This is a genomic window from Gordonia sp. SCSIO 19800, assembly GCF_018132775.1.
Taxonomy (GTDB): domain Bacteria; phylum Actinomycetota; class Actinomycetes; order Mycobacteriales; family Mycobacteriaceae; genus Gordonia; species Gordonia hongkongensis.
Genome location: NZ_JAGRQM010000006.1, coordinates 182,631 through 202,579, shown reverse-complemented (window position 1 = coordinate 202,579; position 19,949 = coordinate 182,631). Strand labels below are relative to the sequence as shown.

Annotated in this window: 19 protein-coding genes; 11 read left to right on the top strand and 8 right to left on the bottom strand. The window is 66.9% G+C overall.

Going from position 1 to position 19,949, the window contains the following annotated elements; genetic code table 11:
• Positions 1–182 precede the first annotated feature (182 nt).
• From KB201_RS09910 to KB201_RS09885, 6 genes are all read right to left on the bottom strand, one after another.
• Entirely contained in the window at positions 183–1,712 is a 1,530-nt protein-coding gene (locus KB201_RS09910; RefSeq protein ID WP_058251427.1) for a polyamine aminopropyltransferase, read from the bottom strand.
• 100 nt (positions 1,713–1,812) lie between these two features.
• Positions 1,813–2,238 carry a DUF350 domain-containing protein gene (locus KB201_RS09905; protein ID WP_058251322.1) on the bottom strand — a complete coding sequence of 142 codons (426 nt, stop codon included), beginning with the start codon at positions 2,236–2,238 and terminating at the stop codon, positions 1,813–1,815.
• Positions 2,239–2,295: 57 nt separating this feature from the next.
• A complete protein-coding gene (locus KB201_RS09900; RefSeq protein WP_058251321.1) occupies positions 2,296–2,829 on the bottom strand; it encodes a DUF4247 domain-containing protein in 534 nt (177 codons plus the stop codon).
• Positions 2,826–3,374, bottom strand: coding sequence for a DUF2617 family protein (locus KB201_RS09895; RefSeq protein ID WP_058251320.1), 549 nt, complete (start codon positions 3,372–3,374; stop codon positions 2,826–2,828). Before KB201_RS09895 ends, KB201_RS09900 begins: the two co-directional genes overlap by 4 nt.
• A gap of 59 nt (positions 3,375–3,433) precedes the next feature.
• On the bottom strand, positions 3,434–4,069 hold the full coding sequence (locus KB201_RS09890) for a DUF4178 domain-containing protein (protein ID WP_058251319.1): 636 nt from the start codon (positions 4,067–4,069) through the stop codon (positions 3,434–3,436).
• 71 nt (positions 4,070–4,140) lie between these two features.
• Positions 4,141–5,046, bottom strand: coding sequence for a TIGR03621 family F420-dependent LLM class oxidoreductase (locus KB201_RS09885; protein WP_165630637.1), 906 nt, complete (start codon positions 5,044–5,046; stop codon positions 4,141–4,143).
• Positions 5,047–5,278: 232 nt separating this feature from the next.
• On the opposite strand from KB201_RS09885, the gene groL reads away from it, so the two are divergent.
• Positions 5,279–6,904 carry a chaperonin GroEL gene (groL, locus tag KB201_RS09880; protein WP_058251318.1) on the top strand — a complete coding sequence of 542 codons (1,626 nt, stop codon included), beginning with the start codon at positions 5,279–5,281 and terminating at the stop codon, positions 6,902–6,904.
• A gap of 51 nt (positions 6,905–6,955) precedes the next feature.
• On the opposite strand, the gene KB201_RS09875 is transcribed toward groL, so the two are convergent.
• A complete protein-coding gene (locus tag KB201_RS09875) occupies positions 6,956–7,357 on the bottom strand; it encodes a VOC family protein (protein ID WP_078111722.1) in 402 nt (133 codons plus the stop codon).
• Between the two features lie 26 nt (positions 7,358–7,383).
• Between KB201_RS09875 and KB201_RS09870 the strand changes: the two genes are divergently transcribed.
• The 7 genes from KB201_RS09870 (at position 7,384) to KB201_RS09840 (ending at position 14,867) form a co-directional block, all read left to right on the top strand.
• The gene (locus KB201_RS09870) at positions 7,384–7,782 is read left to right on the top strand and encodes a helix-turn-helix domain-containing protein (protein WP_078111721.1); all 399 of its coding nucleotides are present in this window, start codon (positions 7,384–7,386) and stop codon (positions 7,780–7,782) included.
• Positions 7,783–7,827: 45 nt separating this feature from the next.
• Positions 7,828–8,487 carry a DsbA family protein gene (locus KB201_RS09865; protein ID WP_058251316.1) on the top strand — a complete coding sequence of 220 codons (660 nt, stop codon included), beginning with the start codon at positions 7,828–7,830 and terminating at the stop codon, positions 8,485–8,487.
• A gap of 329 nt (positions 8,488–8,816) precedes the next feature.
• A complete protein-coding gene (locus KB201_RS09860) occupies positions 8,817–9,743 on the top strand; it encodes an MSMEG_6728 family protein (RefSeq protein ID WP_211539110.1) in 927 nt (308 codons plus the stop codon).
• Between the two features lie 361 nt (positions 9,744–10,104).
• The gene (locus tag KB201_RS09855; protein WP_211539108.1) at positions 10,105–11,130 is read left to right on the top strand and encodes an alpha/beta hydrolase family protein; all 1,026 of its coding nucleotides are present in this window, start codon (positions 10,105–10,107) and stop codon (positions 11,128–11,130) included.
• 28 nt (positions 11,131–11,158) lie between these two features.
• Entirely contained in the window at positions 11,159–11,962 is an 804-nt protein-coding gene (locus tag KB201_RS09850; RefSeq protein ID WP_176455862.1) for a tyrosine-protein phosphatase, read from the top strand.
• Positions 11,963–12,116: 154 nt separating this feature from the next.
• Positions 12,117–12,638 carry a hypothetical protein gene (locus KB201_RS09845; protein WP_078111717.1) on the top strand — a complete coding sequence of 174 codons (522 nt, stop codon included), beginning with the start codon at positions 12,117–12,119 and terminating at the stop codon, positions 12,636–12,638.
• 30 nt (positions 12,639–12,668) lie between these two features.
• Positions 12,669–14,867 carry a glycoside hydrolase family 3 C-terminal domain-containing protein gene (locus KB201_RS09840; RefSeq protein WP_307848059.1) on the top strand — a complete coding sequence of 733 codons (2,199 nt, stop codon included), beginning with the start codon at positions 12,669–12,671 and terminating at the stop codon, positions 14,865–14,867.
• Positions 14,868–14,900: 33 nt separating this feature from the next.
• Here the strand turns inward: KB201_RS09840 and KB201_RS09835 are convergent, their stop codons facing one another.
• Positions 14,901–15,878, bottom strand: a complete 978-nt coding sequence (locus KB201_RS09835) for a LuxR C-terminal-related transcriptional regulator (protein WP_058251311.1) — start codon at positions 15,876–15,878, stop codon at positions 14,901–14,903.
• A 284-nt stretch (positions 15,879–16,162) separates the two neighbouring features.
• Here KB201_RS09835 and urtA point away from each other — a divergent pair, with 284 nt between their 5' ends.
• Genes urtA through ureC form a run of 3 tightly spaced genes read left to right on the top strand, consistent with a single transcriptional unit; the run spans position 16,163 to position 19,941 of the window.
• On the top strand, positions 16,163–17,434 hold the full coding sequence (gene urtA / locus KB201_RS09830) for an urea ABC transporter substrate-binding protein (protein WP_374193908.1): 1,272 nt from the start codon (positions 16,163–16,165) through the stop codon (positions 17,432–17,434).
• A 43-nt stretch (positions 17,435–17,477) separates the two neighbouring features.
• Positions 17,478–18,248, top strand: a complete 771-nt coding sequence (gene ureB / locus KB201_RS09825) for an urease subunit beta (protein WP_211539106.1) — start codon at positions 17,478–17,480, stop codon at positions 18,246–18,248.
• Complete coding sequence (gene ureC / locus KB201_RS09820) at positions 18,226–19,941, top strand: urease subunit alpha (RefSeq protein WP_211539104.1); 1,716 nt, start codon at positions 18,226–18,228, stop codon at positions 19,939–19,941. Before ureB ends, ureC begins: the two co-directional genes overlap by 23 nt.
• Positions 19,942–19,949: the final 8 nt, after the last annotated feature.

The window sequence follows — 19,949 nt, the reverse complement described above, 5'->3', positions numbered from 1 at the left end:
GATCGGGTGCCGACGGCCGGTCGACGCCTCGCCGAAACGATTCTCGTTGTACCGCAGGCGGACACCGGTGCCTACATCGATCGCGGACGGGTGTCGGAGTCATCCGCGGACAGTCGTGACCCCGATCGTGAGCGCGACCTGTGGGATCACCTGGAGTATCTGCGCGTGGAGACGTTCCGGCGTCAGTAGGTCGCCCACTCGCCCTGTGCGTACCGGAGAATACGCGGGTCCATGAGGGTCGACGGCGGCAGATCCAGTCGCTGCCGATCCAGTGGGAAAACCGTTGCTGCTGCCAACTGTTCAGGACTGAGGAACCGGAGGGGTCCGGGTGCCGCCACGGTCGGGGTCACCCTGCCCCCGGCGCCGGCCAGGTGGAATCCCCAGTCGCCGAAGGCCGGTACGTCGACGTGGTACGGGGTCGGGTCCAGTCCGGCCGCGCGCATGGTCGAGGCCACGCACCAGAACGACTTCGGCGCGAAGTACGGGGACCCGGCCTGGACCACGGTGCGGCCCGCCTCGGCGAGATGCGCCCGGACCATCGCGTAGAACTCGGTGGAGTACAGCTTCGCGGTGGCCGAGTCGTCGGGGTCGGGCATGTCGACGATGATGACGTCGAACCGGCGGTCGGTGCCGCGCAGCCAGGAGAAGGCGTCGGCGGCGATCACCTCGGCTCGGGGGTCGGTCATCGATCCCCGGTTCAAGGTGGTGAGACGCTCGTCGGTCCGGGCGAGTCGGATCATCTCCGGGTCGAGTTCGACGAGCGTGACGTCGCGGGCGTCGGGGTAGGTGAGCACCTCGCGGAGCGCGAGTCCGTCACCGCCGCCGAGGATCAGCACGGAGTCGTGGTTCCCGGACATCGCCGGATGCACCAGCGTCTCGTGGTAGCGATGCTCGTCGACCGAGGAGAACTGCAGGTCGCCGTTCAGGTACAGGCGGGTGTCGGCCGTTGCGCCGAAACGGTTCTCGGTGATGACGATGTCCTGGTACGCACTACGTTCGGCGGCGACGATGGGATCGCGGTACAGCGCTTGGCGTGCGGTGATCTCGAAGCGGCCGGACAGCAGCATGCCGGCGATCAGGACGGCGACGACGGCGACGGCCGACGCGGAGAGGACACCCATCTGGGTGCGCGACAACGACTTGCGGAAGATGACGAAGACGAGGAAGCAGCCGGCCGCGGCGTTGACCAGCCCGACCACCAGAGCACCCCGCAATTGGCCGAAGAACGGCAGCAACAGGAACGGGAAGCACAGGCCGCCGATGAGGGCGCCGATGTAGTCGACCGCGAACATGTCGGCGACCGCCGAACCCGCCTCCTGGCGTCGAATCCGTTGCAGCAGAACCATCAGCAGCGGGATCTCGGCACCGATCAGGATGCCGAGCACGAAGGCCACCAGGACGAGGGCGGGCGTGTACAACTCCAGGTAGGCGAACGCCGCGTAGAGCGCCATCACCGACAGTCCGCCGATGAGGGCGAGCAGCAGTTCGATGACCGCGAAGGCCGTGACCGATTGTGGCTGGAGCGGTTTCGCGGCGAGTGACCCGATGCCCATCGCGAAGACCATGACCGCGAGGACGATCGACGCCTGCGTCGCGGTGTTGCCGATCAGGAACGAGCCGAGCGAGACCAGCGCGAGCTCGTACACCAACCCGCAGGCGGCGCAGACGAAGACGACGGCCAGCAGTCCGGCGCGGGCGAATCGCGGTCGCATCGCCAGCGCGTCCGGAACGGGTTCGGTCGTCACCGGTTCGGCGTCGGCGGCAGCGGAGTCGTGACCGGTCACGGACAAGCGGGGGAGTGCGGGAACCCGGTCACAGGATGGAGGCGGCCACGATGATCGACACCCCGATGTGTGCGACGCCCTGCACCCACACCGCCGGGTGGCTCTCCGGGTGGACCAGCAACTCGCCGAGATTGCCGGGGGTCAGCAGGTCGATGACGAGGAAGGTCACCGCCATCACGACCAGGCCGATCGCCGAGTACACCGCGGTGTAGGTGAGCCCCTCGAGCAGTCGTCCCTCGCTCGCGACGATGGCGGCGGTGACGATCACGGCGACGGCGAGCATGTTGGAACCCACCAGGATGCCGGCGTTGCGGTTGCGGTCCGTCCACAGCTGCGAACGGAGCTTCCCGGGCGTGAGCAGGTCGAGGATGCCGAACGAGATGATCATCAGGATCACGCCGACACCGGCGTAAGCGCCTGCAGCGTAGGCGTTCTCAGCGATATCAGCGAGCATGGTCTTCTCCGTTGATTGGTCGGACGAATTCGATGGCACGTGCCGGACGGACGACGATCATTTACCGCCACCACCGCTCCCGCCGCCGCGGTTTCCGCTGCCGCTACCCGCGTAGCGGGGGGTCGGGACCCAGAACGCGCCGACGTAGGGGTGGTAGTGGTGATACCCCGACCGGTAATCCCGGCTGAGCATCACCCGGGTGGCGCCGGCCGCCAGCGGGAACAGGCCGACGAGGTAGTCGGGGTATTGGAGGAACTGCGTGCCGGCGATGTTGCCCGTGCCGGTGGCGCCGCTCCGCTGGTCGCTGGGACGTTCGGCGTCGCGGATCTCGGCCGCCACCTGCTCCGGGGTCCCGTTGGCGACATAGGCGTCGACGTCGCCCTCGTCGAGGGAGGTGTCGCGCTCGTAGTTCTGCGTGATGTAGTCGCGCGCCGACCCCCCGATGCCGCCGCCACGGGCAACTCGCGCGGTGCAAGCACCGATCAGCGCGAAGATGGTGAGCACGACGATCACGCCGATGATGATGTTGCGGGTCTTGTTCAGACGGCGGCGCGGGTCCGGTGGGCCGCCGGGCGGTGGTTGCCCGGTCATGGGCGGGCCACCGGACCGCGGTCGATCCTGCTGGAGGTGATCACGACCTCGGCGGCCTCGGGATAGGTGTGCCAGGTGCGCCAGCTGATGGAGTCATCGGTGGACTCCGACACGATCGCGGTGACGGCGTGCGGCTCCCCCGGGAAGCGACCCATCACGCACGGATGTCCGGTGGCCAGCTGTTCGGTGACGCGAACGCTCAGCTGTTCGACGAGTGCGGCGAGCTGGTCGGGATTGACATGTTCGACACGGGAACTGAAGTAGTAACCGCTCTCCTGGAAACTCTCCGGCAGTGCCGAGGTCACCTCCGGCAGGCAGGCGACGGTCTCGCAGATCCGCTGCACCCCGTCCTCGACGAGTACCTGATGGCTCGCGCCGAGCAGCCGCACCGACACCCTGATGCCGTCGATCTCGCGATCCTCTTGTGCCAGGGGCTCCTGCAAGGGTGCGCTCAGCGAGAAGCCGAGCTGGCTCGCGCTGGTGTCGGCGTAGGCCACCGCGAGTTGCGCGGCGGGGTCGCCGGGATGTTCGGAATTCTCGGTCATGCGGTGTGGGGTCTCCGTGCTCAGGGCGTCGTGTGGATGGGCGGGCGTCGGGGCCGCCGTCAGGGTGTTTCCGGAGCCGGGTTGGTGGGGTAGATGCGGTAGTCCGCGCGGGACAACAGTTCGCCGCGGGCGCATTCCCAGCCGCTGCCGTAGTCCTCGAAGGACAGACGGTCGTCGCCGGCCTGGTAGTCGTGATAGGCCATCCGGCCCGAGGTCGCGACGCCGGTGGTCCCCGCGGAGGTGAAACGCGCCGAGCCCGCCTCCTCCGACTGGTATCGACGCCCCTCGAGCTCCACGGTGTCGGGGCCGGGGGTGACGGCGGCACCGGGTACCTCGTGCCACAGCACGACCTCGAGGTCGGGATCGTCCTCGACCGAGACCCAGGCCTTGGACCCGACACCGGTGTCGAGGAAGTTCTCGGTCCAGGTGTAGCCGTCCTGCGTCAGGCGCAGGGTGCCCCGGACCGCGTAGGTCTGACCGCGCAGTTCGACGAGGTCGCCGGGTTTGAGATCGCGGGGGTCGCCGTAGACGGAGTCGTCGTCAGCAGACGAGAAAGGATCGCCGGGGCGATAGGTCCGCTCACGCAGGGCGTCCTGCTCGGCCTGCCGGGCCCGCCGATTGCCCAGGAAGTTGAAGATGACGACCACCGCGATGATCGCCAGCAGCGCCACGATGATGATCAGCAGGAATTCCACGGTTGTAGACCCTAGTCGACCGGCGGCTTGCGGGACGTCGGTCGTCGGGGGTGCGAATGACCGTGACCGCCTCACCGCCCTCCGGCGTCGACGGCGTGCAGCTCCGCGATCACCGGGGCGAAACCCTCGAGCGCGGGTTCGAGCACGGTGAGATAGCTGATCCCGGTCCGCTCCCGGAGGTCGACGAGGCGGGCGGCGATGTCGGAGACCGATCCGATGAGCACCGACGGCAGGCCCAGGAACTCCTGAGCGCTCATCGACAGTTCGTGCTTCGCGATGAGCTCGTCGGCCACCGCCGTCGGATCATCGGTCACGGTGACGATCTGTAGCAGGAGGTTCCACTCCACCTCGACGGCGCGGTCCCCGGCGGCGGCGCGTGCGAAGCCCACCCGTTCGTCGAAATCGCCGGCGGACAGCGGTTCCAGATCGCCGTCGGGTCCCGTTCGGGCCGCGGTGAACCCGACGATGTCGGCGTGTTCGGCGGCCATCGTCAGCACGCGGTCGCCGTTGCCGGCGAGCAGGAGCGGAATCCTCGGCTGCACGGGTCGGGGCTGATGATCCTCGTCGGCGAGCAGCTCTGTCACGCGGGCGGCGGTCGCCGACAGGTGATCGACGCGCCGGCCCGCGGACCGGTATTCGATCCCCGCTGCGTCGAACTCCTCCCGGGCGTAGCCGGTGCCCAGTCCGAGTTCCACGCGGCCGTCGGACAACCGGTCGACGGTGGCGGCGTCCCGGGCGAGCAGCGCGGGGTTGGTGAACGCGGCGTTGAGGACGAACGGGCCGACGCGCAGGCGTTGCGTCGCGGTGGCCGCGACGGCCAGTGCCGGCCACGGGCTCGGGATGCCCAGGTGGTCGGGGACGAGCAGGACGTCGTAGCCGAGTTCCTCGACCGATCGGGCACGCGTCTGCCACGACGACGCGGTGTCGGCCGCGAGCATGTTGACCCCGAACCTGAACTCCCTGGAGGCGAGTGACATGTCCTCAACGTAGTCAGCGTCGCGGCGGCCGACCACGCAGCCGACCGGGACACCTGATCCAGCCTTGCACTCGCACTGGTCGAGTGCTAAAAACGAGGTTGGCACTCGCGAGCTGTGAGTGCCAGGTCGGGACGGTGAGGCCGGTACCGAATGACACACCGGTCGTCCGTCGCGGGCACCGAGTTCCGGCCATACGAACCTAGTGTCACCCCCTTCGGAGGATCACTTACCCATGGCCAAGCAAATTGCGTTCGACGAAGAGGCCCGTCGCGGCCTCGAGCGGGGCCTCAACAGCCTTGCCGACGCCGTCAAGGTGACGTTGGGACCCAAGGGTCGCAACGTCGTCCTGGAGAAGAAGTGGGGCGCCCCCACGATCACCAACGATGGTGTGTCCATCGCCAAGGAGATCGAGCTGGAGGACCCGTACGAGAAGATCGGCGCCGAGCTGGTCAAGGAAGTCGCCAAGAAGACCGACGATGTCGCGGGCGACGGCACCACCACCGCCACCGTTCTCGCCCAGGCTCTCGTCCGTGAGGGTCTGCGCAACGTCGCCGCCGGCGCCAACCCGCTGGGTCTGAAGCGCGGCATCGAGAAGGCCGTCGAGGCCGTCACCGAGTCGCTGCTGAAGAGCGCCAAGGAGGTCGAGACCAAGGAGCAGATCGCTGCCACCGCCGGTATCTCGGCCGGCGACGCCTCGATCGGCGAGCTCATCGCCGAGGCGATGGACAAGGTCGGCAAGGAAGGCGTCATCACGGTCGAGGAGTCCAACACCTTCGGCCTGCAGCTCGAGCTCACCGAGGGCATGCGCTTCGACAAGGGCTACATCTCGGGTTACTTCGTCACCGACGCCGACCGCCAGGAAGCCGTCCTCGACGACCCGTACATCCTGCTGGTCTCGGGCAAGGTCTCGACCATCAAGGACCTGCTGCCGCTGCTGGAGAAGGTCATCCAGGCCGGCAAGCCGCTGCTGATCATCGCCGAGGACGTCGAGGGCGAAGCTCTCTCGACCCTCGTCGTCAACAAGCTCAAGGGCACCTTCAAGTCCGTCGCCGTCAAGGCCCCGGGCTTCGGTGACCGCCGCAAGGCCATGCTGGCCGACATCGCCATCCTCACCGGTGGCGAGGTCATCAGCGAAGAGGTCGGCCTCTCGCTCGAGGGCGCGGGCATCGAGCTGCTCGGTACCGCTCGCAAGGTCGTCGTGACCAAGGACGAGACCACCATCGTCGAGGGCGCGGGCGATCCCGACGCCATCGCCGGTCGTGTCGCCCAGATCCGCGGCGAGATCGAGAACAGCGACTCCGACTACGACCGTGAGAAGCTGCAGGAGCGTCTGGCCAAGCTGGCCGGCGGTGTTGCGGTCATCAAGGCGGGCGCGGCCACCGAGGTCGAGCTCAAGGAGCGCAAGCACCGCATCGAGGACGCCGTCCGCAACGCGAAGGCTGCCGTCGAAGAGGGCATCGTCGCCGGCGGTGGCGTGGCCCTGCTGCAGTCGGAGCCGGCCATCGACGCACTCTCGCTCGAGGGTGACGAGGCCACCGGCGCCAACATCGTCAAGGTCGCCCTGTCGGCTCCGGCCAAGCAGATCGCGATCAACGCCGGCCTCGAGCCGGGCGTCGTCGCCGACAAGGTCCTCAACTCGCCCACCGGCACCGGCCTCAACGCCGCCACCGGTGTGTACGAGGACCTGCTCAAGGCCGGCATCAACGACCCGGTGAAGGTCACCCGCTCGGCGCTGCAGAACGCAGCCTCGATCGCGGCTCTGTTCCTCACCACCGAGGCCGTCGTCGCCGACAAGCCCGAGAAGAACGCCGCACCGGCCATGCCGGGTGGCGACGAGATGGGCGGGATGGGCTTCTGATCTCCTGATCAGATCCCTGCGTCCACTCACGCAGCACCAACCGAAGGCCGGTCACCCAAGCGGGTGGCCGGCCTTCGGCGTTCCGAGCACGGCTTCGGCGACTTCCTGCGACCACTGGACATACTCGAGGACCGCACCGTCGGGATGGCGAAGGTAGGCGAATCGTCCAGTCGCGCTCTCGGATTCGCCGATGACCTCGGCGGCGGCTCCGCCGCTGACCTGCGAGATCAAGGCGTCGAGATCGTCGACGATGACCGGTCCGACGGTCGACCGGTAGGCCTCGACGTCGTCGTCGGCTCCCGCGATGAGGAGGAAGTCGCCGACGGCGGCGAGTTCGGCCCTCTCGAAAGCGAATCGGAGATCGGCCGATGCACCGACGATCGTCTCGTACAGCGGAAGCGACTCGTCGAGGTCGGCGACGAATATCCTGGCGTAGGTCTTCAGCACTCGCATCGACCCCACGCTAGGAGCGCAGGCGGATGAGCGGCAGTACGCACTTCGAGGTGAGCGGGGACGCCGCGCCGTCGTCCGAGGCCGAAGAGCGCGCCCGGCACCTCGCGCGGTCGGTGTTCACCGTCGTGTCGACGAAATGGGGTCTGACCGTCCTCGAGGAGATCCGGCAGCGACCCCGCCGGTTTCGTGAGTTGAAGCGATCGATCGGGACGATCAGCGACAAGGTGCTCACCCAGACGCTGCGCGATCTCGAGGCGCACGGCCTGATCCATCGGCACGACCATCGCAGCGCGAATCCGCGGGTGGACTACACCCTGACGGACGCCGGCCGCGACCTCGTCTCGACGGTCCACGGCCTGTGCGACTGGTCGCGAACGCATCTCGACGACCTGCTCGACGCGCCTGGGGCGGCTGATCGGGTCTGACGCACTCCCGGGAACGTTCTCGATCCGCGAGGTGTTGAGAGGGCAATGAGCGCTCCCATCACCGTCGACATCTGGTCCGACATCGCCTGCCCCTGGTGCTACATCGGCAAACGCAAGTTCGAGGCGGGCCTCGCCGAGTTCGACGGACGCGACGACGTCGAGGTGACCTACCACAGCTTCGAGCTCGCACCGGATACGCCGGTCGACTTCGACGGTTCAGAGGTCGACTTCCTCGTCCGGCACAAGGGCATGCCGGCCGATCAGGTCCGGGGGATGCTCGACCAGGTCCGCGGGATCGCCGCCGAGGTCGGTCTCGACTACGACTTCGACCGGCTGCAGCACACCAAGACCCTGAAAGCGCATGAGGCCCTGCACTTCGCGAAAGCGCATGGCCGACAGGCGGATCTGGCCGAGCGTCTGTTCCAGGCGTACTTCGAGCAGGGGCGCCACGTCGGCCGCGCCGACGAACTCGCCGATCTGGCGGCCGATGTCGGTCTCGATCGCGACGCCGTGCTGGCCGCGCTCGAGTCGGGCGAGTACGCCGCGGCCGTCGAAGCCGACATCGACCAAGCCCGTGCATACGGGATCAGCGGGGTTCCCTTCTTCGTGATCAACGGCAAGTACGGCATCTCCGGAGCCCAGGCGCCGGAAACCTTCGCGCAGGCCCTCGACAAGGTCCGCGCCGAGGAGCCCGATCGTGTCTGACCCGGTGGTGCCCTTCGAGATGATCGGCGACGACGACGCGGCGGTCTGCGTCGACGGCGTGTGTGCGGTGCCCGAGGTCGGGACCGACGCGTCGGACTCCGCATCCGACTGAGCCCCGAAGTCCGCGCGTCGATCACCTCTTCGAGGTCACCCGCAGGCTTCGGCTGACGCTGCGCGGCAGTAGATCGCACCCGCCGCTGGTTGAGCCGGTCCGGGTGTGACGCCGGGGCCGGGATCGCCGATCTTCGGTAGCAGCTGACAACTCTGAGTTCGGCGCCGCGCGGCTCCGCCGGGTGTGAGCGCCCGTCCGAAGTGGGTATGCGAGCGCCATGCAGACGTTCCTGCCCTACCCGGACTTTCGACGCTCTGCCGAGGTCCTGGACCCCGCGCGCCTCGGTAAGCAGCGCGTGGAGACGCTGCAGATCCTGCGGGCGCTCGAACTCTTCGATTACGGCTGGGCCAGCCATCCCGCGGTCACGATGTGGCGTGGGCACACTCCGGCGCTGGTCGCCTATGGGCTCGCTTTCGTCGACGTGTGGACCAGCGGCGGTCGTGCGGACACCACTGCTCCGATGATCGCCGAGTTCGCGCCCGAGGTGGTGGGTGCGTCCCAAGCCGAGCTGACCGCGCAGGGCCTGATGCCCGCGTGGCTCGGCGACGACCGACTCCATCGCAGTCACCGTTCGGCGCTGCTCCGCAAAGCGCCGGACTTCTACGGCTCCGTGTTCGACGACGTCGACATCGACGACGAGATGCCCTACTTCTGGCCGGATCCGCCGGCCACCGACGCGCACGATCTGGACGAACCGACCCGCACCGTGTGGATCATCCGGGCCGGATCCGACGAACAGTACGCACAGTTCCGACAGCGGCAGATCGTCGGATTGGGCGTCGAATCCGGCATCGACGCCGACGCCTCGATGGGCACCGAGGCCGGCCTGCGCGCCTTGCTGAAGGAGCGTAGCCCCGGGCGGCGGCCGGGCAAGGACCTCCGCGTGCTCGCGTCGTTCGTCTCCGATCTGCGGGTGGGGGACGAGGTCGCCGTCGTCGACCCCACCGATCCGGACGTGCTGCCCCTGGGGACGTTGATCGGCGAGTACGAGTTCTCCCGCCGGGGCAGGGCGCTCACCCCGCATCGGCGTCGGGTCCGCTGGACCGGCACGCTCGAGCGGTCGGCCGTCGCCCCGCCGGCGCTGCTCCAGAATCCACGAATGCTGTTTCCGGTGTCGGTGCGATCAGAGGCGGTCCGGCTTTAGTCCGATCGGCCGAATCTGGCACCGGGTGGTCGGTGAATGCGTTCCCTGCGCCTTTCGAAGTGGCCGGTCGTTTTCGACGGCGGAGACGATCACGGCCGGCGCACTCGCACGAGATCAGCTGTTCAGGAGCACGACACCTCGACCGGCCGGGATCAGTCATCGTGAAATCGCCTCCAACAATGACCATGGTGTGCGCAATCGCGAGGTGAACAGCGATGGCCCCGGCCGTGGTAATCCGGACGGGGCCGTCTCCGGTGCGTATGGTGAAACGTATTCGGATCGATATCGGCGTGTGTGAATTCCGTTGTCGAGACGGCGGCGCGGTAGCGATGTGAGCATGTAGTGATGTGAAGGGACTGTGATGTCCGCAGTGGGTGGTCAGTTCCGCCGACGCCTGGTCGCCACAACGGTCTCGATCGTTGTACTCGTTGTCGCGCTTGCGGTTCCGTCGTTCGCCGGCGCCGAGCCGGGAGATTCCTCGTCCCGGGCGAAGGCGCTGGCCCGCGCTGTCGCCGATGGCCGGGTCCTGGACCTGTCGGTGTATTCGCCGTCGATGAAACGTCACGTACCGGTCCGGGTTCTCGTGCCGGCCGACCGCTCGATGCCCCGACCGACGCTGTATCTGCTGAATGGCGCGGGTGGCGGAGAGGGCACCGGACACTGGTTCGAGCAAACCGACATCGTCGATTTCGTCGCCGACAAGAATGTGAATGTCGTCGTGCCGATGCGCGGCGCGTACAGCTATTACACCGACTGGGTGAAAGTCGACCCGGTGCTGGGGCGAAACAAATGGACAACGTTCCTGACCAGCGAATTACCGCCGCTCATCGATCGGGAGCTGAACACCACCGGCGTAAACGCGATCGCGGGGATCTCCATGGCGGGAACGTCGTCGTTGAGTCTTGCCGAAGCCGCACCTCAGCTCTACCGCGCGGTCGCCTCCTACAGCGGTTGTGCCGAGACGAGTACGAATCTCGGCCGACTCGCCATCCGCGCGGTCGTCGAAGGACGCGGCGGTGGCGACATCGCCAACATCTGGGGTCCGGTCGGCTCCCCGGGGTGGCGGGCGCACGACCCGGTCGTCAACACCTACAAGCTGCGCGGCAAGGCGATCTACATCAGTACCGGCACGGGGGTCCCCGGACCGCACGACCAGTTGCATGGCCAGGGAATCGACGGGAAGACCACGATCTACATCGACCAGATCGCGGTCGGCGGCGCCATCGAGGCCGCCACCCACCAGTGCACGCTCAATCTCGATCGTCGACTCAAGCAACTCGGCATCCCCGCGACCGTCGACTACGCACCGGGGACGCACGCCTGGCCCTACTGGCAGGACCAGCTCGTGAAGTCGTGGCCGATGCTCGAAAGCGCGCTCACCGACTGACCGCCGCACAATCTGTCACGATGTGACCGTGACTGCGACCCCCGGTGCGCCCAGCCCCATCTCCAGCCTGCCCAACCTCCGCGATCTCGGCGGCTGGCGGACCGGGGACGGGCAGACGGTCCGATCCGGTGTCCTGTACCGGTCGACGGATTTCTCCGCGCTCGACACCGCCGACGTCTCCGCGCTCGAGTCACTCGGTCTGAAGACCGTCTACGACCTGAGATCGGCGCACGAGAGCGAGGCCATCCCCGACCCCGTCCTGCCCGGCGCGTCGAACATCGCACTCGATGTCCTCGCCGATGCGCAGATGTCGATTCCCGCCAACATCGGTGCTGTCCTCGCCGACCCCGCCGTCGTCGCGCAGGCCGATGAAATGCTGTCCGGCGGCAAGGCGCGCGAGATGATCTGTGGGACCTATCGCGAGATGATCACCCTGCCCAGTGCGACGGCGTCGTACACGCAGTTGTTTCGTGGACTGATCGACGGCTCGACGCCGGCCCTCATGCACTGCACCACCGGCAAGGACCGAACAGGTTGGGCCGCAGCATCTCTGCTGACACTGTTCGGGGTGCCGAAGGACGACGTCTACCGCGACTACCTGCTCACCAATGAACGTCTGATCCCGTCGCTCACACCCATCTTCGACGGGTTCGCCGCCGCCGGGGGCGATCCCGAGCTCCTCGTCGGCGTGCTGGGCGTCGACTCCGGCTATCTCGACGCCGCGTTCGACGAGGTGGACAAGCGGTACGGCGGAATCGAGGGTTACTTCGGCGAGGCGTTGGGTCTGGGTGCCGCCGACCAGAAGGCGCTCCGGGACCGATATCTGACGTAGGGGCTGGCCGCCCGAGACGCTGTGGCAGCGAGGTGTCACCCGCACGGGTGTCATCTGGTCGTCGTGCTTTCACCCGATGAGGGGATATCCGCGGATGGCAGGTCGCGTTAGCGTCGGAACCACCCCCGAAACGACTCGACTGCCGGAGAAATCGATGCGCACAACCACTTTCGTTCGAGCTGCCCTCATCCTGGCCGCGACGGCGACCGCTGCGGTCGTCCCGGCCGCGATCGCCGATGCCGCGCCATTCGAGTCCGGGAGCCTCGACGGCGGAAGCGTCGACGGGGGCAGTCTCGAGGAATACGGTCTGGGCGGCCTCGACTATTTCGGGAGTCTCGGGGGCAATCAGGCTCCGCCGTCGACCCAGCGGTGCAACTCCGAGACCAAGTCCGGCGGCTACGGAGTCACCGAGACCCGGCACATCCTCGGCCTGCGAGGCCCGACGAGCTTCACGCTGAACTACGACACCTACGACATCCCGGACGAGATCCGCGTGTTCTACGGTGGCCGGCAGATCTACAACACCGGTTACGTCGGAGACGACATCAACCAGGGAACCGGCAGTGTCCGGGTCACCGTGCCACCCGGTGGCGACACCTCGGTCGTGGTGCGCGTGACCGGGCCGGACCGGAACACGGAGTGGGACTACACCGTGTACTGCCCGGGAGCCAGCTGATCGCCCGACGATCGTCGGTAGTGTCTTGGAGTGAGTGAATTCAGCTTGACCGAGAAGGCCGCGCTGGGCAGCGGCGCCGATTTCTGGACCACCAAATCGGTCGGTTCCGTTCCCGCGCTGACACTCACCGACGGTCCGCACGGGGTCCGGAAACAGACCGGCGCCACCGACCACCTCGGCCTCGCCGGCAGCGAACCCGCCACCTGCTTCCCGCCCGCGGTCGGACTCGGCCAGAGTTGGGACACCGGGCTGATCCGTCGTGTCGGCGAAGCGCTCGGCCGCGAGGCACGCGGTCTCGACGTCGACGTACTGCTCGGCCCGGGCGTGAACATCAAGCGAGATCCCCGGTGCGGCCGCAACTTCGAGTACTTCTCCGAGGATCCGTTCGTCACGGGCCGGCTCGGCGCGGCGTGGGTGAGCGGCGTACAGAGCATCGGGGTCGGCACGTCGCTCAAACACTTCGCGCTGAACAACGCCGAGGACGACCGGATGCGGTCGAGTTCGGATGTCGACCCGCGCCCGACGCGGGAGATCTACCTCCGCGCCTTCGCGCACATCATCCGCACGGCGAACCCGTGGACCGTGATGTGCTCCTACAACCGCATCAACGGCACGTACGCGGCGGAGAACCGGTGGCTCCTCACCGACTTGTTGCGGGGTGAGTGGGGCTACGACGGCGTGGTGGTCTCCGACTGGGGTGCGGTCGCCGACTGCGTTCGGGCGGTCGCCGCCGGCCTGGATCTCGAGATGCCCGGCCCGGGAGACTGCACCGACGCGCAGGTCGTGGACGCGGTCCGGAACGGAACCCTCTGCGAGGCGGCGCTGGACCGGTCGGCCCGGGCGGTCCGGGAACTCGCGGAGCGGGCCGCCGCGGGCCGGACGAACCGGTCCGTCGTCGACTTCGATCTCCACCATCGCCTAGCGCGCGAGGCCGCGGCTCGGTCCATCGTCCTGCTCAAGAACGACGGCGATCTCCTCCCGTTGAGCCCCGGACGCTCCGTCGCGGTCATCGGCTCGTTCGCGCACGACCCCCGTTATCAGGGCGGCGGCAGTTCGCACGTGAACCCGACGCGCCTCGACGTACCGGAGAACGAGATCCGGGCAGCCGGCGGCACGGTGACCTACGCCCCGGGTTTCAGCACCGACGGCTTGCGGGTGGATACGGCGGGCGCGATCGCCGCAGCGACGGACGCCGATGCCGCCGTGCTGTTCCTGGGACTGGCGGCCGCACAGGAGTCGGAGGGCTTCGACCGCGACGACATCGAACTGCCGGCGGACCAGGTCGAGTTGCTGACCGCGATCCTGGCGGTGCAACCGCGAACGGTCGTCGTGCTCGCTCACGGAGGCGTCCTCCGCCTCGGATCGATCGCCGCGGCCCCTGCAATCCTCGACGGCGCGCTCCTCGGCCAGGCCGGGGGCGGGGCCATCGCCGACGTGCTCTTCGGGGCGGTCAACCCGTCGGGTCGGCTCACCGAGACCGTGCCGGTCAGGTTGCAGGACACCCCGGCGTATCTGAGTTTCCCGAACGAGAACTCGCACATCCGCTACGGCGAGGGCATCTTCGTCGGCTACCGCTGGTACGACGCCCGGGACATCGAGGTCGCCTACCCGTTCGGGCACGGATTGTCCTACACGACCTTCGAGTACTCGGATCTGTCCGTCGCATCGGATGATCCGGGCGTCGACGGAGTGGTCGTCGGGGTGACGGTGACCAACACCGGATCTCGGGCCGGACGTGACATCGTCCAGGTCTACACGTCGAAGCCGGACTCACGAGTCGGACGACCGCCGCGCGAGCTGACGGGCTTCGCGACCACCCGCGACCTCGAACCAGGTGAGTCGCAGACCATCTCGATCGCAATCGACCGCAACGACCTGGCCTACTGGGACACCCGCGTCGACCGCTGGATCGTCGAACCGGGTGGGTACGGCGTCGAGGTCGGCGCGTCGAGTCGGGACATCCGGCTGACCACCACCGTCGAGATCGCGGGCGACGAGGTTCGCCTCGCGATCGACGAGAACTCGACCCTCGGCGAGGTCCTGGCGAATCCTGCTGCGGCGCAAGCGCTCGCGTCCAGATTCGAGGACAACCCGCTGACGAGCTCCGACGACGCCCTGGGCGTCGACATGGCACGGATGATGGCGTCGATACCGCTCGGACGCCTCGCCGGGTTCGGGATGCGGGACGAGGACATCGCCGCGATCATCGCGGCGGCACGCGCGGACTGACCGGCCGGGTACCTCCGACACCACGCCGGCGATTCAAGGTTGCATCTGGAGTCCGCTGAGGAGACCGTGCTGATGCGCCAGCGTTGCGAGTCCGACGCGGTTGGCGACCCCGGTCTTGCCGAGTAGATGCTCTATGTGGCGGCCGACTGTTTTGGCGCTGATGACGAGCGCAACGGCGATCTGCGCCGAGGTCAGACCGTTCGCCACCAGGGTGAGGACCTCCAGCTCCCGTCCGGTGAGGTCGAATGGGAGCGGCTCGGGCGTGGCGAAGGTCAGGGCCACGGGGGTGGCGGCCCGATATCGCGGCGTCGCCGGGAGCAGCCGGACCAGATGCCAGGTTCCCCCGGGGTCGCACCATCGGAACTTGCGCTCGGTACCGGCGAGTCGTGCGACGATCGAGAGCAGTTCGGGGTCGACATCTGGTATGAGCTGATCGTGTAGGGCCCGGCAGTTTCCCGACCTGTCGATGAGCCACGCGGGGCTCCCTGGAGAGAGGAAGTCAGCCACCATCACCGGACGCATCGTCGTGTCGAGAAGCGACGCGACACTGCTGCGGAGCTCGTTGATCTCGGTGACGTCCACGTCGCGGGGGTAGCGGCGGTCGTCGGAATTGACGTGCAAGGTCCCGGCATAAGTGCCTTGTGCGGTGACCAGGCGGGCGGACAGTCCCTCGTCGAATCCGGCCGGGGTGAACACGTTGGTGACCGAGTGGGTCCGTCGGTACCCGGGGAAGTCACGCCAGCGCAACGCGCCGGAGCGGGTTCTCTCCATCTCTTTGAACAGCGGGTCGTTCGAGACGAACCAGCTGTTGAAATGGCTCATGACTGAATCGGGATAGTCGTGATTGGCGAGGGTCAGGTGCCGGCCCGCGACCGGATCCCACAGACTGATCGCGCTTGCCGACGACGACACGCGCTCACCGAGCGCGCACAGCAGTTCGTCGGCACGCGTGTTGAGGTCGGCCGCGCTCCCCAGTGCCTCATGATAGGGCCCGGTGGTCGACGATCTCATGCGCTCTCCGTAACCCCCCGACGATGATCATTCGATGGGTTGCATTGTTCCGCAAGCGCGTTTCGGCGATGTTTCACATCAGGCCGGCGACGCAACACTCGTTGTCGATCTAGAAACCAGCAGTTAACAATCGAAGTGGGAAAGATGGGGAATTCTCCCGATTCGCGCGGCAGGTCTCGGTCCTTAGATTCGAGGCACGGGTCGCACACCGCTGTGCGGCCGGTGACCGATTGATCTCAGACGGCCCGGAGCAGCAACTCCGGCCGACAAGCCAGGAGTTACCGATGACCACGGACTCTTCACGTGAACGTTCCCGATGGCGCATGACGATGTCGATCACCGCTGTGGCGGTGGCCGGTGTCATGCTGTCCGCGTGCGGGAGTGCGGCTTCCGACAGTGACAGCGCCGCAGGCCGCGTCGACTGTCTCGATACGAGCGGAGATTCGGTCGCGGTGGGATCGATCAACTCGCTCAGCGGTGGTACCGCAGTGAGCGAAGTCGTGATCCATGACGCCATCACGCTCGCCGTGGAGCAGATCAACGCGGACGGAGGTGTGCTCGGAAAGCAACTGCGGCAGATCTCCGAGGACGGTGCCTCCGATCCCGCGATCTTCGCCCAGAAGGCCCAGAAGCTCGTAGCGAGCGACTGTGTCGCAGCAGTTTTCGGCGGATACACCTCTGCCAGCCGGAAGGCGATGCTCCCCGTGTTCGAGGACACCGGTGCGCTGCTCTACTACGGCCAGCAGTACGAGGGGCTGGAGAGCTCTCCGAACATCTTCTACACGGGTGCCACGACCAATCAGCAGATCATCCCCTCACTGGACTACCTCCGCGAACAAGGAGTGAAGTCGATCTACCTCGTGGGCAGTGACTACGTCTTCCCCCGCACCTCGAACGCGATAGTGCGTGCTTATGCGGAGGAGAACGGAATGACCATCGCCGGTGAGGATTACGCTCCGCTCGGCTCCACCGACTTCTCCACGATCGTCAACAAGATCCGTCGATCCGACGCCGATGCCGTGTTCAACGTGGTTGTCGGCGACTCGTTGGCCGCATTTTTCCGCGAGTACAACAACGTCGGCCTGAACGCATCGACGATGCCGGTCATGTCGATGTGCGTCGGCGAGGAAGAGGTCAGGAGCATCGGAGCCCAGAACCTCGTCGGTCAGTTGTCGTCGTGGAATTATTACCAGTCACTGGACAATCCGGTGAACGACGAGTTCGTTGCCGCCTTCAAGGAGCGGTTCGGGTCGTCGAGTGTGACCTCGGACCCGATGGAATCGGCCTACACCGCTGTGCACCTGTGGAAGCAGATGGTCGAGAAGGCGGATACGTTCACACCGGAAGAAGTGTCCGCTGCTGCGGCCGGCGTCAGTTACGAAGCGCCCGAGGGACTGGTCACCGTCGACGGCGAGAACCACCATGTCACCAAGACGGCGCGGATCGGCCGAGTGACCGCAGACGGTCAGTTCGACGTGGTGTGGAGTTCTGATGGACCGATCGAACCCGACCCTTTCCTCGACAGCTACCCGTGGGCTGAGGGTGTCGGGGCCTGACCTGCGAACCCCAGACGTGTCGGCCATCTGAGAGGGAACATCTGTGCATCTCACACCGAAGGACGAGGACCGGCTGCTGCTCTTCCTCGCAGCTGAACTCTCACGCAGACGCCGGTCGCGCGGACTGCGACTGACGTATCCGGAAGCGCGTGCGCTCATCGCCGACGAGGTGGCCGAAGCCGCTCGTGGGGGAGCCAGCGTCTCGGAGGCGGCGGCACTCGGTGCGTCGCTCCTCACCGATGACGACGTGGCCCCCGGGGTCGCAGTCCTTCTGAGGTCGGTGCAGGTGGAGGGATTCTTCGACGACGGCCAGAAGCTCGTCACCGTTCACGACCCGATTCGGCCGGGAACCGGCACTGCGCCAATGCGACTGGCCGGTGACGAGCACACGCCCGGGGAGTATCTGCTCGTCGACGAAGATGTCGTGATCAACGACGGGCGGGACACGGCAGCGATCACGGTGGTCAACACCGGTGATCGACCGGTCCAGGTCGGTTCGCACTTCCACTTCTTCGAGGCGAACCGGGCGCTGTTGTTCGATCGGCGGGAGGCCTTCGGGATGCGTCTGGACATCCCCTCGGGCACCGCTGTCCGATTCGAACCGGGGGCCGAGCACGATGTGGAACTCGTCGCCTTCGGCGGCGAGCGCGTCATCACCGGACTCAACGACATGACCAACGGCCCAACCGATGGTGCGCTGCCCGCCGCGACGCTACGCGACCTGCGCACGGCGGGATTCCTGGACACGTCCGCGGGAGACCTATCGGGGAGGAACACTTCAGGAGGGGACGATGGTGCAGAGACTGACGCGTAGGCATTACGCGGAGCTGTTCGGGCCGACGACCGGCGACAGGGTGCGTCTGGCCGACACCGAACTCCTGGCGCGCGTGGAGTCCGACGCCACCGTCTACGGCGACGAGTCGGTGTTCGGCGGCGGCAAGACCATGCGTGAGGGCATGGCCGTGCACAATGCGATCACGAATGCCGAAGGCGCACTGGACTTCGTGATCACGAACGTCCTCATCATCGATGCTGTGCTGGGGATTCGTAAGGCCGACATCGGGATCAAGGACGGGCGTATTGCCGGCATCGGCAAGTCCGGCAACCCCGCCACCATGGATGGGGTCGATGCCGAGCTGGTGATCGGAGCCGGCACCGACATCCGTTCGGGTGAAGGCATGATCGCGACCGCGGGAGCCATCGACGTCCACGTGCACTTCGACAGCGCCGGACTGGTCGAGGAAGCCATCTCGAGCGGTATCACCACCATGATCGGTGGGGGCCTGGGTCCGGTCACGGTGGGGATCACCAGCTCGGGGCCACATAATCTGGCAAGGATGCTTCGGGCAGCAGAGGCATTCCCGATGAACTTCGGATTCATCGCGAACGGAAGTGCCGCATCCACAGCACCGTTGATCGAGCAGGGACTCGCCGGTGCGATCGGATACAAGATCCACGAGGACTGGGGTGCGACGCCGGCATCGATCCGCGCCTCGCTCGACGCGGGCGACGAACTCGACCTACAGGTGCAGATCCACAGTGACACCCTGAACGAGTCGGGCTTCTATGAGGACACCATGCGCGCAATCGGTGGGCGCACGATCCACACCTATCACGCCGAAGGTGCGGGCGGTGGACACGCCCCGGACATCATGCGGGTCGTGGGTGAGCCGAATTGCCTTCCGTCGTCCACGAATCCGACCAACCCGTATACGCTCAACACCTTCGACGAGCATCTCGACATGGTCATGGTGTGCCATCACCTCAATGCGCGGATACCGGAGGATGTGGCTTTCGCCGAGTCGCGTATCCGGCGAGAGACGATCGCCGCCGAGGACGTCCTGCACGATCTTGGCGCCATCTCCGCGATCGGCTCGGACTCGCAAGGGATGGGCCGCATCGGCGAAACCATCGCCCGTACATGGCAACTCGCCTCGCACATGCGCGCCACGCGTGGGCCGTTGCCGGACGACGCCGGTACCGGCGCGGACAATCAGCGCATCTTGCGTTACATCGCCAAGCTGACGTTGAATCCGGCGAGGATGTTCGGCATCGACCACGAGGTCGGCTCGCTGGAGCCCGGCAAGCTCGCCGACATCGTGCTGTGGGAGCCGAAGTTCTTCGGTATCCGTCCAGAAGTGGTGTTCAAAGGTGGCTTCCCGGCGTGGTCGGTGATGGGCGAATCGAACGCCTCGCTGATGACCTGCGAACCGCTGAAGTATCGCCCGCAATGGGCGGCTTTCGGCAAGTCGCCGGTTGACGTGTCGGTCAACTTCGTCGGACGTGCGGCCCTCGACTCGGGCCTCGGGGAACGACTCGGCCTCGACACCCCGCTGATCGGCTGCACGGGATCGAGGGCCTTGACCAAGGCGGACTTCGTCCACAACGACCACCTGCCCGAGATCTCCATCGAACCCGATACCTACCGGGTGGTGGTGAACGGGGAGATCTGCACGAGCACACCGATGTCGAGCGTCCCGCTCGGACGCCGGTACACGCTCAAATAGGAGGAGAG

What these genes read in the sequence shown, in the direction of transcription:
- KB201_RS09865 (WP_058251316.1), top strand. Translation starts at nt 7,828, where the DNA reads ATGAGCGCTCCCATCACCGTCGACATCTGGTCCGACATCGCCTGCCCC.
- KB201_RS09845 (WP_078111717.1), top strand. Translation starts at nt 12,117, where the DNA reads ATGCGCACAACCACTTTCGTTCGAGCTGCCCTCATCCTGGCCGCGACG.
- KB201_RS09855 (WP_211539108.1), top strand. Translation starts at nt 10,105, where the DNA reads ATGTCCGCAGTGGGTGGTCAGTTCCGCCGACGCCTGGTCGCCACAACG.
- KB201_RS09870 (WP_078111721.1), top strand. Translation starts at nt 7,384, where the DNA reads ATGAGCGGCAGTACGCACTTCGAGGTGAGCGGGGACGCCGCGCCGTCG.
- KB201_RS09860 (WP_211539110.1), top strand. Translation starts at nt 8,817, where the DNA reads ATGCAGACGTTCCTGCCCTACCCGGACTTTCGACGCTCTGCCGAGGTC.
- groL (WP_058251318.1), top strand. Translation starts at nt 5,279, where the DNA reads ATGGCCAAGCAAATTGCGTTCGACGAAGAGGCCCGTCGCGGCCTCGAG.
- KB201_RS09895 (WP_058251320.1), bottom strand. Translation starts at nt 3,374, where the DNA reads ATGACCGAGAATTCCGAACATCCCGGCGACCCCGCCGCGCAACTCGCG.
- KB201_RS09905 (WP_058251322.1), bottom strand. Translation starts at nt 2,238, where the DNA reads ATGCTCGCTGATATCGCTGAGAACGCCTACGCTGCAGGCGCTTACGCC.
- ureC (WP_211539104.1), top strand. Translation starts at nt 18,226, where the DNA reads ATGGTGCAGAGACTGACGCGTAGGCATTACGCGGAGCTGTTCGGGCCG.
- KB201_RS09885 (WP_165630637.1), bottom strand. Translation starts at nt 5,046, where the DNA reads ATGTCACTCGCCTCCAGGGAGTTCAGGTTCGGGGTCAACATGCTCGCG.
- KB201_RS09910 (WP_058251427.1), bottom strand. Translation starts at nt 1,712, where the DNA reads ATGCGACCGCGATTCGCCCGCGCCGGACTGCTGGCCGTCGTCTTCGTC.
- KB201_RS09835 (WP_058251311.1), bottom strand. Translation starts at nt 15,878, where the DNA reads ATGAGATCGTCGACCACCGGGCCCTATCATGAGGCACTGGGGAGCGCG.
- urtA (WP_374193908.1), top strand. Translation starts at nt 16,163, where the DNA reads ATGACCACGGACTCTTCACGTGAACGTTCCCGATGGCGCATGACGATG.
- KB201_RS09900 (WP_058251321.1), bottom strand. Translation starts at nt 2,829, where the DNA reads ATGACCGGGCAACCACCGCCCGGCGGCCCACCGGACCCGCGCCGCCGT.
- KB201_RS09875 (WP_078111722.1), bottom strand. Translation starts at nt 7,357, where the DNA reads ATGCGAGTGCTGAAGACCTACGCCAGGATATTCGTCGCCGACCTCGAC.